The sequence below is a fragment of the Jejuia sp. G7-7 genome, assembly GCF_055808955.1.
The window spans coordinates 709,035-721,897 of record NZ_JBVVSZ010000002.1; the positions used below are offsets into that span (position 1 = coordinate 709,035).

A 12,863-nucleotide genomic window follows, 5' to 3' on the forward strand; every position below is an offset into this window, starting at 1 on the left:
TTAAAACTCATTTTTAAACATCTTCTTTATGAAAATGAGTTTCAATATTTAATTTGGCAAACTGACGGAACATTTCCATAACGCCACAATATTTTTGAACAGATAAGTCTACAGCTCTTTGTAATTTTTTTTCATTTAAATCATTACCATAAAAATGAAAATGTATGGCAACTTTATCATAATGTTTTGGGTGTTCCTCTGTTAAATTTGCTTCAATTTCTATACTAAAATTAGCTACTTCTAACTTCATTTTTTTAATCAAAGCAGCTACATCTAATCCAGAACAGCCCGCTAAACCTGACAACATCAAAGCTTTAGGGCGGTATCCTTCACTTTTTCCTCCATTTTCTTCTCCTGCATCTATAAACAAATTATGTCCTGACGGGTTTGTACTTTCAAACCGCATTTCTCCTAACCATGTTGTGGTAACCTTAACTGCCATTTTTCTGAATTATTTTTTGTTAACTTGTAACTTCAAAAATACTACTTAAAAATAAAATATGCCTTTAGTAACGCCATTATCTGCCAATCATGATTTAGAAACCAAAGAACTCGCTGAATTCTTTAATGAAACTCTAGGGTTTTGTCCTAACTCAGTATTAACCATGCAACGTCGTCCTGCTATTAGCAAAGCTTTTATTAATTTAAATAAAGCTGTTATGGCAAATGAAGGTAGAGTAACTTCAGCCTTAAAACGTATGATTGCATGGGTATCCAGTAACTCAACAGGGTGCCGCTATTGTCAAGCACATGCCATTCGTGCTGCTGAACGTTATGGTGCCGAACAAGAACAGTTAGATAACATTTGGGAATACAGAACACACCCTGCTTTTAGTGAAGCCGAACGTGCTGCTCTTGATTTTTCGTTACAAGCTTCTCAAGTGCCTAATGGTGTTGATGAAGAAATTAAAAAGCGTTTATACGAACATTGGAACGAAGGAGAAATTGTAGAAATGCTAGGAGTGATTTCTTTGTTTGGATATCTCAATAGATGGAATGATTCTATGGGGACTTCTATTGAAGATGGTGCTGTTGAAAGTGGTGAACAATATTTAGGAAAACATGGTTGGGAGAAAGGGAAGCATGTTTAGATTTCTTATAGCTACTCTTGAAACTTCGAGAGACGAATAATTTATTTGAAACCTTTCCAGAAATGGAGAGGTTTTTAATAAATACATTTTGAAAAGTGAAATTTCGTTTTATTTTAAGCTAAGACCTCTCAAACACCTTACAAGCATTAGTGTTAAGAAAATAAGAATAGATTTGTCCCCTAAAATTAACTAAGACATTGGTGTCTTGAAAGATTGAAAAACTTAATTTGAAACTACACCATTCATAATCAACAGATTAAACTGCATCGAGGTTGTCCTTTTAAAAAGTAAAATCCTATTATATATTTGGTTCAAACAAATGATGGGAAACTACGGAAACTAGCGCCTAAATATTTAATTTGAAACTTGTTTAATTGATAGTTTTTATTATGAACAAAAAGTATAAGTGAAATTTCATGTCTTAAACCATTTCAAAAGACTGATTTACTTTAGCTGAAAAGTGTCAAATTATGGAAACATATCTAAGCTATATTGCAATAGCACTATTACTAAAATCATTAAGTGCTGGGAAAATTTTGCAAATTTTAATCTTAAGGATTCTATATCCAAAAGAAGGAGTTGAAAAAATTGAAAGTTTTATAAAAAACACTAAAACAAAATTTAAGTTTCCTAAACTATGGAAGTAAATGTTTTACCCTCTCCCTCAACTCAGGCAACACCTCAACCTCAAACCAAGGATTCTTAGTGAGCCAAAACCGATTTCTAGGAGATGGATGTGGTAGAGGTAAATATTTAGGCAAATACTCTTGAAAATTATCTACAGTTTCAGTCAACGTTTTCTTCGCTTTTTTACCCAAATAATATTTTTGGGCATACATACCAATTAAAATAACCAATTCAACATTTTTAAGTTCATCAAAAAAGAGGCTTGTGCCATTTAGGAGCACATTCTGGCCGTGGTGGTAAATCGCCTGTTTTTCCTTTTCCAGGGTAGCAAAACCCTATGGGGATTATGGCGAACTTTTTTCATCATAAAAATCTTCATCTGTAACATTCAACCATTTTCGTAATTGCTTGCCACTTGCATCATTCCAAGGAATTCCAGAAGCATGTACTTTTGTCCCTGGTGCTTGACCAATAATTACAATTTTAGAATCTGGGTGCGCAGATACTACAGGCCTTGGGCCTAAAGCCAAATGTTCTTTACAAATGGTGCATTGTGATATGTCGTTTAAGAGGTTTTTCATTACATTTTTTGAGGTTTCAAAAACACCCCTAAAGTCCCCTCAAGGGGATAATCCGTAAAAATGATTTACTTTTTAGTTAATGCAATATCTTTAAAACTTAAACCCTCAAAACCTGTTTTCATGAAGTTTCTGATATTTTGATGACCATCTCCATTTGGGTCTTTTAATACATCATCGAAATAGTATAGTCCAAAACATGCTAAGGTTTCTTCTTTTGATAATCCTTGTGCTTTTGCAAAAGCAAATAATTTACAAGATCCTGAATTTTGACTTTCAGCATTTTCTAAATCTCCATTTTTAAAAGCTGTTGGTGTAAAATTATAGTTTGCATCTATAACAGCCATAGTTTCGGAAAACTCAATTGATTTTGTTGTACTTCTTAGTTTAGTTTTGAAAGATTCTATATTCATTTTATGTTATTTACTTTTTCCTCCAACCACAATAACAATTTCTCCTTTTGGTGGTTTATTGGTATAATATTGTAACACTTCTTTTGCTGTTCCTCTGATGGTTTCTTCAAACAATTTTGTTAATTCTCTAGATACTGAAACAAGTCTGTCTTCTCCAAAATATTCACAAAAATGCCCTAGAGTTTTTACTAACTTATGAGGGCTTTCGTAAAAAATCATGGTTCTGGTTTCCTCTGCTAAAAGTAATAGTCGGGTTTGACGCCCTTTTTTTACAGGTAAAAAACCTTCAAAAACAAATTTATCGTTAGGCAAACCAGAATTTACAAGTGCTGGAACAAATGCTGTTGCTCCGGGTAAACAGTCTACTTCAATACCATTTTCAATACAAGTACGAGATAATAAAAAACCAGGATCTGAAATGGCTGGTGTTCCAGCATCACTTATTAACGCTACCGATGTTCCACTTTTTATTTTTTGAATGATGCCCTCAACTGTTTTATGCTCATTGTGCATATGATGCGATTGCATGTGGGTTGAAATTTCGAAATGTTTTAGGAGTTTCCCCGAGGTCCGGGTGTCTTCGGCTAATATTAAATCGACTTCTTTTAGAACTTCTAGAGCTCTAAATGTAATGTCCTTTAAATTTCCAATAGGTGTAGGAACTATGAAAAGTTTGCTCATCAAGAAAATTTAACCTCTATTATTTGAATTAAACGTGCTTCAAATTCTTCTTTACCTTCCCAATTATTATAATCTGGTTTTACAATAGTTTCTAGAAAACGTGTGGCGTCTTCAAAAGATTGTGTGGTGTTTAATTGTGAAATTACGCGATCGTAATCTGCGGTATTCCCTTCAAATAAATGCTTAATAAATGCTATTTTATCATTAAGCCCAATGTTTAGTCCACCACTTTTTACACGATCATTAAGCGATTTTTTCTTGTCCGTTTTGCTGATATACTTTGGAAATAGGTTCAAAAACTGGCATCTCTTTAAAATCTGAAGTCAACTCTTCCAAATCATTTTTATGATAGTTTTCTTTTGGAACTATAGATTCTATAAACTCATCAACATTTTGTAGTTTTTCATCTTCTTCTGGCATTAACTCAACCATATCCTTAATCTTATTCATCACAGGTTCAGATATTTCATCTTCTTCTACATCGTCTAAGTTGATATATATTTTGTCTTCAACTTCAATAGTATCACTTATTTTATTGTTGAAAGCAGTATCTAACATTCCAAAAAAGGAAGAATTGTTACCAATAGTAGGAATATCATCTTCAAAATTTTCATGTGCAAATTTCAAAACAGAAAGTTTTTCGTAAAGCACCCGAGCTTCTTCATGCATTTTAAGTAGATCTTCGCGCCCTTTTAATTTAAGAATTCTGTGAGCTATACTAACCAACTCAGATTCCAATTTCTTCTTCATTTTAATACAATTTTAAAATTAATGCACTTTAGCCTTTTGATTTTTAATAAATTTACGCCACCTTTATACGAAACGATATATTGCCTCAATTTAGTGTTAAAATTACGAAATGTTTCTTGAAAATACAGTAAATCATAAAGAACAATTTGGATGGATTGAAGTCATCTGTGGTTCCATGTTCTCTGGAAAAACGGAAGAATTAATCCGTAGACTCAAGCGAGCTCAATTTGCTCGACAAAAAGTTGAGATTTTTAAACCTACGGTTGATGTACGTTATGATGAGGATATGGTGGTGTCTCATGATGCCAATGAAATTAGGTCAACACCTGTTCCTGCAGCAGCTAATATTCCTATTTTGGCCGATGGCTGTGATGTAGTTGGTATTGACGAAGCTCAGTTTTTTGATGATGAAATTGTACGAGTTTGTAATGATTTAGCCAACAAAGGTGTTCGCGTAATTGTTGCTGGTTTAGATATGGATTTTAAAGGCAACCCTTTTGGACCTATGCCAAATTTAATGGCAACAGCAGAATATGTAACAAAAGTACATGCGGTTTGTACAAGAACAGGGAATTTAGCGCAGTATAGTTTTAGAAAAGCCGATAGTGATAATATTGTGCTCTTAGGAGAAATTGATGAATACGAACCATTAAGCAGAGCTGCGTACTACAAAGCAACAATGCGAGAAAAAATAAAAACGATGAAAGTGAAAGATGCCGAAGACCTTTCCTCAAAACAAAAAACTCAAATGCCTAAAGCGCAAGAAACCCTGCTTGAAATAGATTTAAAAGCTCTAAAACATAATTTTGGTTATTTAAAATCAAAATTAGAAAAAGGACATATTTTCTGGTCGTAGTAAAAGCTTTTGCATATGGTAGTGATGCCAAAGAGATATCCAAATATCTTCAAAACTTAGACGTAGATTATTTTGCTGTAGCTTACGCTAATGAGGGTGTCGCTCTCAGAAAATCTGGAATTACCAAACCAATTTTAGTGTTACATACACTAGCAACAAACTTTCATGCAATTCTTGAAAACTGTTTAGAGCCTAATCTTTACAATTCAAAAATTTTAAATGAGTTTATTGCTTATGCCTCAGCTGAAAAACAAAAAGACTATCCTGTGCATATTAAATTTAATACAGGGTTAAATCGTTTGGGTTTTACAGAGAGTGATGTAGATGATGTTATTTCAAAAGTAAAAATATCTCAAGCTATAAAAGTGAAATCATTATTTTCTCATTTAGCTGCAAGTGAAGATTTAAACGAAAAGGAATTCACATTAAACCAAATAAACACTTTTAAAAACATAGCTGATAATTGTACAGAGCTATTGGGTTATAAACCTATGTTGCACATATGTAATACTTCAGGTATTATAAATTATCCGGAAGCTCATTTTGATATGGTACGTTCTGGAATTGGCCTATATGGCTTTGGAATTCAAAAAAGAAAGTAAAAACCTGAAACCTATTGCTAGCTTAAAAACAGTAATTTCTCAAATACATACCATAGAGAAAGGAGAAAGTGTGGGTTATAACCGCGCTTATAAATCAGATAAATTCATTAAAACTGCAACACTTCCTATTGGTCATGCTGATGGTATTGGTCGTATTTATGGCAATGGAAAAGGTTTTGTGACTGTAAATGGTAAAAAAGCACCAATTGTTGGTAATGTGTGTATGGATATGATTATGGTAAATATTACCAATATTGACTGTAATGAAGGAGATGAAGTTATTGTTTTTGATGCAAACATAACTGCTGAAAGTTTAGCTGAATCTGCTAAGACCATCTCCTATGAGTTAATTACCTCTATTTCTCAGAGGGTTAAACGTATTTTTATTTAATCCAGTTATTTAACAATTGTTAATGATTTCACTTTTTTCATTATTTTAGCAATTCACTAACTAAAAATTTATAAATTATGTTAAAAGAGTTTAAGGATTTTATCATGACTGGCAATGTTATCGAATTTGCAGTCGCAGTAATTATGGCTGGAGCATTAGGTGGCGTAATCAATGGTTTTGTAAATAATATTGCAATGCCTTTTGTTGGTTATTTTGCAGGCGGAATGGACTTTGCAGAACTACATGTTGCAATGGACGGAAAAGAGTATGCTACAGTTGCAGCGGCTAAAGAAGCTGGAGCAGCAGTAATATCTTATGGTGCTTGGATTAATACAATCATCAACCTTCTTATTGTAGGTTTTGTAATGTTCTTAATTGTTAAAGCTTATAACAAAACTAAAGCACCAGCTGAAGAACCTGCTCCAGCAGGACCTTCTCAAGAAGATTTACTTGCTGAAATAAGAGATTTACTAAAAAAATAACAAAGTGTTAATTAAATAACAAGCTGTTATTTCTTGTTAAAAAGCCCTCGTTTTCTAAAAATGAGGGCTTTTTTTAGATTTAAAATTATAATTAATACTTAGTTTTGCAAACGCAATTTATTAAAATATTGAAATAATGAAAGTAGCTGTAGTTGGCGCAACTGGAATGGTTGGCGAAGTAATGTTAAAAGTTCTTGCAGAACGTAATTTTCCTGTAACTGAATTAATCCCGGTAGCATCTGAGCGTTCAGAAGGAAAAACAATAACCTACAAAGGCAATGATTATAAAGTGGTTGTTTTAGAAACGGCTGTAGCCATGAAACCAGATATTGCTTTATTTTCTGCAGGAGGAGGAACATCCTTAGAATGGGCACCAAAATTCGCCGAAGTTGGAACAACTGTGGTTGATAATTCATCAGCTTGGAGAATGGATCCTACTAAAAAATTAGTAGTTCCAGAAATTAATGCTGATGAATTAACTAAAGAAGATAAAATTATTGCTAACCCAAATTGTTCCACAATTCAATTAGTGATGGCATTAAATCCGCTTCATAAAAAATATAAAATGAAACGTGTTGTAGTTTCAACATATCAATCTGTTTCTGGTACTGGTGTAAAAGCTGTACGTCAGCTAGAAAATGAAATCGCAGGTATTGAAGGCGAAATGGCTTATCCTTATCCTATTGGAAGAAATGCATTGCCTCATTGTGACGTTTTTGAAGATAATGGTTATACCAAAGAAGAAATGAAATTGGCTAGAGAGCCTCAAAAAATAATGAACGATCGTACATTTTCTGTTTCAGCAACTGCTGTTAGGATTCCTACTGCAGGTGGGCATTCAGAATCTGTAAACGTTGAGTTTGAAAATGATTTTGATTTGGCAGATGTTCGTAAATTATTACATGAAACTCCAGGAGTAGTAGTTCAGGATAATACAGATACGAATACGTACCCAATGCCTATTTTTGCACATGAAAAAGATGAGGTTTTTGTTGGACGTATTCGTCGTGACGAAACACAACCCAATACTTTAAACATGTGGATTGTAGCTGATAATTTACGTAAAGGTGCTGCAACAAATACAATACAAATTGCTGAATATTTAATCGAGAATAATTTAGTGTAATATTTTTATTCCAAAACTCTAAAAGCTTCTGCTCATGCAGAGGCTTTTTTTGTTTATTTTTGATATTACAAAATTCTATATCAATCATGAAGAAACTAATATTGAGCGTAATAACCCTTATAGTTTTAATGGCTTGCAAAGAAGAATATCAAAAAACAAATGCTATTGTTGTGAATTATCCAAAAACAAAAACAATTGACACCGTTACTAATTATTTTGGAATAGAAGTAAAAGATCCTTACAGATGGCTTGAAGATGATAAAAGTGAAGACACTAAAGCTTGGGTAAAAACACAAAATAAAACTACGTTTGATTATTTAGATAATATCCCATTTAGAAACGATTTAAAAGAACGTTTATCTACACTTTGGAATTACGAAAAAGTAGGATCTCCTTTTGTAGAAGGCAATTATACGTATTTTCATAAGAATGATGGTTTACAAAATCAATATGTAATTTACCGTCATAAAAATGGAGAAGATCCAAGTACAGCATCTGTTTTTTTAGATCCTAATACATTTTCTGAAGACGGTACAGTATCATTAGGAAATATAAGTTTTACAGAAGATGGTAAAATACTAGCTTATTCCATTTCCGAAGGTGGGAGCGATTGGCGAAAAATTCTGATTATGGATGCCGAAAGCAAACAAATAAAGGAAGATACTTTGGTTGATATTAAATTTAGTGGAATGTCTTGGTATAAAAATGAAGGTTTTTACTATTCAAGTTACGATAAACCAAAAGGTAGCGAGTTAACTGCTAAAACAGACCAACATAAAGTATATTATCATAAACTAGGAACATCTCAAAAACAAGATAAATTGGTTTTTGGAGGCACACCTGAACAAAAACACAGATACATTTATGCCTCAGTAACTGAAGACAATCGTTATCTATTAATATCTCCAAAAGTTTCCACTTCAGGAAATAAACTATTTATTAAAGATTTATCAAAACCAAATAGTAAACTTGTTACTATTCTTGATCATACCGATAGTGATACATATGTTGTTGAAAATATTGGAAGTAAATTATTGTTAGTAACAAACTTAAATGCACCTAATAAAAAAATAGTTTCGGTAGATGCTTCAAATCCTTCTTCTGAAAATTGGGTAGATGTAATTCCTGAAACAGAGTATGTTTTAAACCCTTCAACAAGTGGTGGTTATTTCTTTACGGAATATATGGTAGATGCCATCTCTAAAGTTCTGCAATACGATTATAGTGGTAAACTCATTAGAGAAATTGAACTACCTAGTGTCGGTAATGCCAATGGTTTTGGTTCTAAAAAAGAAGAAAAAATAGATTATTTTTCATTTACAAATTATAAAACTCCAACCAGTATTTATAAACTTGATATAGAAACTGGTAAATCAGAATTGTATTGGAAACCATCTATTGCTTTCAATAGTGAAGATTATGAAAGTAATCAAGTATTTTTCAAATCAAAAGATGGTACTAGGGTACCAATGATAATAACACATAAAAAAGGGTTAGAGCTAAACGGTAAAAATCCAACAATCCTTTACGGTTATGGAGGTTTTAATATAAGTTTAAACCCTTCGTTTAGCATTACAAATGCCGTATGGATGGAACAAGGTGGTATTTTAGCAGTTCCTAATTTACGTGGTGGTGGCGAGTATGGAAAAAAATGGCATATTGCAGGCACTAAACTTCAAAAGCAAAATGTATTTGATGATTTTATAGCCGCAGGAGAATATTTAATAAAAAACAACTATACTTCATCAGATTATTTAGCTTTACGCGGTGGTTCTAATGGTGGTTTATTAGTTGGAGCTGTTATGACCCAACGTCCTAATTTAGCTAAAGTAGCATTACCTGCCGTTGGTGTTTTAGACATGTTACGTTACCACACATTTACCGCAGGTGCAGGTTGGGCTTATGATTATGGGACTGCTGAAGATGATAAAGAAATGTTTGAATATTTAAAAGGCTACTCTCCCGTACATAATGTAAAGCAAGGTTTAGAATATCCAGCAACTATGGTAACAACTGGAGATCATGACGACCGTGTAGTTCCTGCGCACAGTTTTAAATTTGCGGCCGAATTACAAAGCAAACAATCTGGAAATAATCCAACTTTAATTAGAATTGAAACCGATGCTGGTCATGGTGCAGGAACTCCAGTTAGTAAAACTATTGAACAATACGCAGATATTTTCGGGTTTACACTTTACAATATGGGATTTAAAGTTTTACCTAGTAAATCGAAAGAAAAAGTAAAAGGATAATACATGAGCCTCAATCAACTTAAAAAAGACCTTAAATCAAAAAACATCAAAGTAATTTTTACCGATTACTATGATACTATTATACACAGAACCACACACCCAAATTACGCTTTAAGGCTTTGGGCTAAATTCTTAATACAAGAATGTGGTTTAAAAATCTCTATTGACGAACTCTACTTTATTAGAATTTCTGTAAACAAATATTTAAGCAAAAAGCTTGAAAAAGACATTTTAGAAATACCGTATGATGTACTAAAAGATGAAATTTTTAGACGTATGGTAAATGAAGAGATTATTTCAGGTTATCCAAAAACCAAATTTTTTGATCTATTTGAAAAGGCAGATGTAAAAGCAGAATCAAGTGTTCAATATTTAAACGAAGGCGTTGTTAAAGTACTTAGAGACTTTAAATCTGATGGTGGAAAAGTCTATTTAGTGTCAGATTTTTACGCTTCTAAATCTTTATTCGAAAACTTAGTAGCTCACCATAACATCTCTGATGTTTTTACTGATATTTACAGCTCTGCACAATTAGAAGCGAGCAAAGCCACAGGTTCTATATTTAATAAGTTAACTACTCTATTATCATTAAATCCAGAAGAGATCATGATGATTGGTGATAACAAAATAAGTGATTACCAAAATTCCACAAAATACGGACTCAACGCTTTTTTATTACCTCATGGCAAACACTTGCGCCGAAATAAATTAAACAATTTAGGTAATGATTTCAAGACACTTGAAACAGTAATAGACAATGTCTATTCAGATTGCTCAGAAAAATCAGTAATGCCATTTGTTGAGTATATTATATTTTACCATTTTTTTACTGAACGTTTGTATTTAAAATGCAAGCAGGATAAGGTAAAAAACTTGTTTTTTCTCTCTAGAGAAGGCATGTACTTAAAAAGTTATTTGATTCTTACCAAGAATATACATCTATTGATAATAAAATTAATACGCATTACTTAAAAATTTCTCGTCAGGCTTCAATGCAAATAAACTTAGAAGACATTGAAAAAGAGGAGTTTAAATATTTGAGGAATAAACATCCATCGATGAGTTTGGAAGACTTTCTGTACTTTTTTAATTGCTCAACATCAAAAAGAAACTATTGCGTTAGAAATAAACGCCGATGCTAATGTTATTTTAGATGATTTTTTTGCTTCTGAAGTATTTCAAAATTTAAAATCTAATACTACTTTTAGGACATTTTACGAAAATCATCGTCTCTCCAGTAAAACGTATTTTGAAGATTATATCAATTCTTTTGGTTCAAATTATAAAGAAGAAGGTATACAATTAGTTGATGTTGGTTGGGGCGGTACTATGCAAGAATCTATTTTTGGTTTTTTTGAAGAAAAAATACCCGTTACTGGATATTACTTAGGTGTCAGAGAAATTTATGACATACAAGAGCAAACAAAACGTCATGGTTTATTGTTTTCTATTTTACCGTATATAGATTACAATGATAGTTTTTTAATGGCAAATCTACAGTACTATGAACAGTTCTCAGGAGCAAACCATGGTAGTGCACTTGGTTATACCTCTAAAGCTAATGGTTTTGTTCTTGAAAACCATAAAGAAGAAGAAAAATGGTTGTTTGACACTTATATTGGAGAGCATCAAAATCAAATGTTTGAGTTTCATCAAGTGTTATTAAAACAGTTAGAGTCTGTTTGCTACAATCAAAATATGGTGCAAACCTTACTCGCTAAAAAAGCGTTAAAAACGGGATTGTTTATAAATAGTAGAAAATTAAAGTTTATCCAATCATTAAATTCAGGTTTTTATCAAAATATAGGCACAAATAAGGTTGGGATATCCTATGAAAAGGAAAAAGGAAAAAGTATCACAAGTTATATAAAAACATTTGTGTTAACACCAGAAGCATCGTTTCGATATGTTGCAAAGTTAAAACCTGTACTCTACGGAAAAAACAAGGTTTTAGCATCGTTAACACCTGGTTACCTAATCTATTTGTATTATAGATTTAATAAATTTGTTAGGTTTTCTTCTCTAAAAGGTTCTTTTTTATTAAAGTCTAATTTTTTTAAAACTGATAAAACTATATAAGGTTTTAGAAAAAATTTTAATTCATGCTTTCAGTCAAAAACATATCTTTTGGGTACAAAAAGAATATTATTATAGATGATATTTCCTTTCAAGTGTCTAAAGGAGAACATCTTTCCATTATAGGAGAAAGCGGCTCTGGAAAAAGCACAATTTTAAAATTATTATATGGCACATACGATTTAAATAAAGGCCAAATATTTTGGCATAATCAAGAAGTTTTAGGACCTAAATATAATTTAATAACAGGCCCTAATTATATGAAATATGTAGCCCAAGAGTTTGATTTGATGCCTTATACTTCGGTTGCTGAAAACATAGGTGAATTTTTATCTAATTTTTACCCCGAACAAAAACAAGAACGTATTACTGAACTTTTAGAAGTTGTAGAATTAAGTACTATTGCAACAACCAAAGTAAAAGAGTTAAGTGGCGGACAAAAACAACGTGTTGCTTTAGCAAGGGCTATTGCAAAACAGCCTGAAGTTTTGTTATTAGATGAACCCTTCAGCCATATTGATAATTTTAAAAAGCAATCCCTTCGCAGAAGTTTATTTAAATATTTGAAAGAAAAAAACATTACATGTATTGTTGCTACACATGATAAAGATGATGTGCTTTCATTTTCAGATAAAATGATTGTTCTTGATAATGCTAAAATAATAGCAAACAACACACCCCAACATATATTCGATAATCCAAAAAATAAATTAGTAGCCTCTTTCTTTGGCGAGTTTAATGAAATAAATGGTACTATTGTTTATGCAAATCAGTTAAAAGTTGTTGAAAAATCTGTTTTAAAAGCAATTGTAAAACAATCCTATTATAAAGGTTATTATTATTTAATTGAAGCTGATTTAAATGGAAACACAGTATTCTTTGAATATAATTCTGTGATACAACCAGAAAAAATTATTCATCTCAAAATTAAAAAATAA

At 31.9% G+C, this 12,863-nt stretch carries 12 protein-coding genes and 3 pseudogenes; 9 read left to right on the plus strand and 6 right to left on the minus strand.

Features of this window, described 5'->3' with window-relative positions; genetic code table 11:
- Positions 1-13 precede the first annotated feature (13 nt).
- On the minus strand, positions 14-442 hold the full coding sequence (locus AC0L5U_RS13450; RefSeq protein WP_473416924.1) for an OsmC family protein: 429 nt from the start codon (positions 440-442) through the stop codon (positions 14-16).
- Positions 443-500: 58 nt separating this feature from the next.
- On the opposite strand from AC0L5U_RS13450, the gene AC0L5U_RS13455 reads away from it, so the two are divergent.
- Positions 501-1,091, plus strand: coding sequence for a carboxymuconolactone decarboxylase family protein (locus AC0L5U_RS13455; protein ID WP_473416925.1), 591 nt, complete (start codon positions 501-503; stop codon positions 1,089-1,091).
- 635 nt (positions 1,092-1,726) lie between these two features.
- On the opposite strand, the pseudogene AC0L5U_RS13460 reads toward AC0L5U_RS13455, so the two are convergent.
- From AC0L5U_RS13460 to AC0L5U_RS13480, 5 genes and pseudogenes are all read right to left on the minus strand, one after another.
- Positions 1,727-2,299: pseudogene (locus AC0L5U_RS13460) on the minus strand (uracil-DNA glycosylase family protein).
- 65 nt (positions 2,300-2,364) lie between these two features.
- Complete coding sequence (locus tag AC0L5U_RS13465; protein ID WP_473416926.1) at positions 2,365-2,709, minus strand: HopJ type III effector protein; 345 nt, start codon at positions 2,707-2,709, stop codon at positions 2,365-2,367.
- Positions 2,710-2,715: 6 nt separating this feature from the next.
- Positions 2,716-3,390: a 16S rRNA (cytidine(1402)-2'-O)-methyltransferase gene (gene rsmI, locus AC0L5U_RS13470; RefSeq protein ID WP_473416927.1), complete on the minus strand. Its 675-nt coding sequence runs from the start codon at positions 3,388-3,390 to the stop codon at positions 2,716-2,718.
- The gene (locus AC0L5U_RS13475; protein ID WP_473416928.1) at positions 3,390-3,686 is read right to left on the minus strand and encodes a hypothetical protein; all 297 of its coding nucleotides are present in this window, start codon (positions 3,684-3,686) and stop codon (positions 3,390-3,392) included. The genes rsmI and AC0L5U_RS13475 overlap by 1 nt, the downstream gene beginning before the upstream one ends.
- Entirely contained in the window at positions 3,634-4,140 is a 507-nt protein-coding gene (locus AC0L5U_RS13480) for a hypothetical protein (RefSeq protein ID WP_473416929.1), read from the minus strand. The genes AC0L5U_RS13475 and AC0L5U_RS13480 overlap by 53 nt, the downstream gene beginning before the upstream one ends.
- Before the next feature lie 109 nt (positions 4,141-4,249).
- On the opposite strand from AC0L5U_RS13480, the pseudogene AC0L5U_RS13485 reads away from it, so the two are divergent.
- The 8 genes and pseudogenes from AC0L5U_RS13485 to AC0L5U_RS13520 all read left to right on the plus strand — a co-directional run.
- Positions 4,250-4,879 (plus strand): annotated as a pseudogene (locus AC0L5U_RS13485) (thymidine kinase); the annotation flags it as partial.
- 9 nt (positions 4,880-4,888) lie between these two features.
- Positions 4,889-5,989 (plus strand): annotated as a pseudogene (alr, locus tag AC0L5U_RS13490) (alanine racemase).
- Between the two features lie 77 nt (positions 5,990-6,066).
- Positions 6,067-6,471 (plus strand): large conductance mechanosensitive channel protein MscL, encoded by a 405-nt coding sequence (gene mscL, locus AC0L5U_RS13495; protein ID WP_473416931.1) that lies wholly within the window; start codon positions 6,067-6,069, stop codon positions 6,469-6,471.
- Between the two features lie 136 nt (positions 6,472-6,607).
- A complete protein-coding gene (locus AC0L5U_RS13500; RefSeq protein ID WP_473416932.1) occupies positions 6,608-7,597 on the plus strand; it encodes an aspartate-semialdehyde dehydrogenase in 990 nt (329 codons plus the stop codon).
- An 86-nt stretch (positions 7,598-7,683) separates the two neighbouring features.
- Positions 7,684-9,849: a prolyl oligopeptidase family serine peptidase gene (locus tag AC0L5U_RS13505; RefSeq protein ID WP_473416933.1), complete on the plus strand. Its 2,166-nt coding sequence runs from the start codon at positions 7,684-7,686 to the stop codon at positions 9,847-9,849.
- A 3-nt stretch (positions 9,850-9,852) separates the two neighbouring features.
- Complete coding sequence (locus tag AC0L5U_RS13510; protein ID WP_473416934.1) at positions 9,853-10,821, plus strand: HAD hydrolase-like protein; 969 nt, start codon at positions 9,853-9,855, stop codon at positions 10,819-10,821.
- Positions 10,822-11,178: 357 nt separating this feature from the next.
- Positions 11,179-11,928 carry a hypothetical protein gene (locus AC0L5U_RS13515; protein ID WP_473416935.1) on the plus strand — a complete coding sequence of 250 codons (750 nt, stop codon included), beginning with the start codon at positions 11,179-11,181 and terminating at the stop codon, positions 11,926-11,928.
- A gap of 23 nt (positions 11,929-11,951) precedes the next feature.
- The gene (locus tag AC0L5U_RS13520) at positions 11,952-12,863 is read left to right on the plus strand and encodes an ABC transporter ATP-binding protein (RefSeq protein WP_473416936.1); all 912 of its coding nucleotides are present in this window, start codon (positions 11,952-11,954) and stop codon (positions 12,861-12,863) included.

Bases quoted from the DNA above. Each gene is read 5' to 3' on its own strand.
- AC0L5U_RS13450 (WP_473416924.1), bottom strand. From the start codon at position 442: ATGGCAGTTAAGGTTACCACAACATGGTTAGGAGAAATGCGGTTTGAA.
- AC0L5U_RS13455 (WP_473416925.1), top strand. From the start codon at position 501: ATGCCTTTAGTAACGCCATTATCTGCCAATCATGATTTAGAAACCAAA.
- AC0L5U_RS13465 (WP_473416926.1), bottom strand. From the start codon at position 2,709: ATGAATATAGAATCTTTCAAAACTAAACTAAGAAGTACAACAAAATCA.
- rsmI (WP_473416927.1), bottom strand. From the start codon at position 3,390: ATGAGCAAACTTTTCATAGTTCCTACACCTATTGGAAATTTAAAGGAC.
- AC0L5U_RS13480 (WP_473416929.1), bottom strand. From the start codon at position 4,140: ATGAAGAAGAAATTGGAATCTGAGTTGGTTAGTATAGCTCACAGAATT.
- mscL (WP_473416931.1), top strand. From the start codon at position 6,067: ATGTTAAAAGAGTTTAAGGATTTTATCATGACTGGCAATGTTATCGAA.
- AC0L5U_RS13500 (WP_473416932.1), top strand. From the start codon at position 6,608: ATGAAAGTAGCTGTAGTTGGCGCAACTGGAATGGTTGGCGAAGTAATG.
- AC0L5U_RS13505 (WP_473416933.1), top strand. From the start codon at position 7,684: ATGAAGAAACTAATATTGAGCGTAATAACCCTTATAGTTTTAATGGCT.
- AC0L5U_RS13510 (WP_473416934.1), top strand. From the start codon at position 9,853: ATGAGCCTCAATCAACTTAAAAAAGACCTTAAATCAAAAAACATCAAA.
- AC0L5U_RS13515 (WP_473416935.1), top strand. From the start codon at position 11,179: ATGCAAGAATCTATTTTTGGTTTTTTTGAAGAAAAAATACCCGTTACT.
- AC0L5U_RS13520 (WP_473416936.1), top strand. From the start codon at position 11,952: ATGCTTTCAGTCAAAAACATATCTTTTGGGTACAAAAAGAATATTATT.